Raw genomic sequence first — 1,496 nt, 5'->3', positions numbered from 1 at the left:
TCCTGCCAGGGATCCGCGCGCAGGAAGCTGCCGGTGCCCGGCTTGCCCGCCGAACCCAGCTTGCTCATCTTCTTCGGTACCGGAGCGCCCTGATATTCCAGCGGGATCGGGTGACCGTGGTCATCGACCGGGCCCAGCGGTTGATGCACCTCGATGTACTCGCCGTGCGGCAGCCGCTTGATCACACCGGTCTCGATACCGTGCTCGAGCACGGCGCGGTCGCTGCGCTGCAAACCGATACAGAACCGGTAGGTCAGGAAGTAGGCGATCGGCGGCGCGATCAACAAACCGATACGCCCGATCCAGGTCGTCGCGTTCAACGAGATATCGAACTTCAACGCGACGATGTCGTTGACACACGACAACGTCAACACCACATAGAACGCGATCGCCATCGCACCGATCGCGGTACGGACCGGCACGTCACGAGGACGCTGCAACAGATTGTGATGCGCACCCGTGTCACCGGTGAGCCGCTTCTCGATCCACGGATAGGCGATCAACACCGTGAACACCAAACCCATGATCAACGCCACCCAGAACACCGCCGGCACCGTATACCGCCCCAGATACAACTCCCACGGCGGCATCAACCGCGCCAAACCATCGGTCCACATCATGTAGAAGTCCGGCTGCGAACCCGCCGACACCTGCGACGGATTGTAGGGACCCAGGTTCCAGATCGGGTTGATCTGCAACACCCCACCCATGATCGCCACGATACCGAGCGTGAAAGCGAAAAACGCACCCTGATCAGCCGCGAACACCGGCACGATCCGCGCACCGACCACATTGTTCTCGGTCCGACCCGGCCCCGGGAACTGGGTGTGCTTCTGATACCAGACCAACGCCACATGCGCCGCGATCAACGCCAGAATGATGCCCGGGAACAACAACACATGCGCGACATACAGACGCGGGATGATGATCTCACCCGGGAAGTCACCACCGAAGATCAACCAGTGCATCCAGGTACCCACGATCGGGATACTCATCGTGATACCACCGAACGCCGCCCGCAACCCCGTACCCGACAACAGATCATCCGGCAGCGAGTACCCGAAAAACCCTTCGAACATCGCCAAGATCAACAACAACGACCCGATCACCCAGTTCGCCTCACGCGGCTTACGGAACGCACCGGTGAAGAAGATCCGGAACAGATGCACGATGATCGACGCCGCGAACAACAACGCCGCCCAATGATGCACCTGGCGGACGAACAACCCACCCCGCACCTCGAACGACAGATTCAACGCCGTCTCATACGCCCGCGACATCGTCACACCACGCAACGGCTGATACGACCCGTTGTAGACCACCTCGGTCATCGACGGATCGAAGAACAACGTCAGATACACACCCGACAGCAACAGAATGATGAAGCTGTACAACGCGATCTCACCCAACAAGAACGACCAATGCGTCGGAAAGACCTTGTTGATCGACCGCTTGACGAATGCCGCGGCACGATACCGCTCATCCGCCTCATCGGC

1 protein-coding gene is annotated in these 1,496 nt (G+C 60.0%); it reads right to left on the bottom strand.

Annotated elements, in window-relative coordinates:
• On the bottom strand, window positions 1–1,496 hold a 1,496-nt coding region (locus tag AB0B25_RS32125), incomplete at both ends, for a ubiquinol-cytochrome c reductase cytochrome b subunit (RefSeq protein ID WP_357187603.1).

Source organism: Nocardia sp. NPDC049190, assembly GCF_040648115.1.
Classification (GTDB): Bacteria; Actinomycetota; Actinomycetes; order Mycobacteriales; family Mycobacteriaceae; genus Nocardia.
The sequence above is the reverse complement of the archived record's forward strand: the minus strand, read 5'-3'. Positions and strand labels throughout refer to the sequence as shown.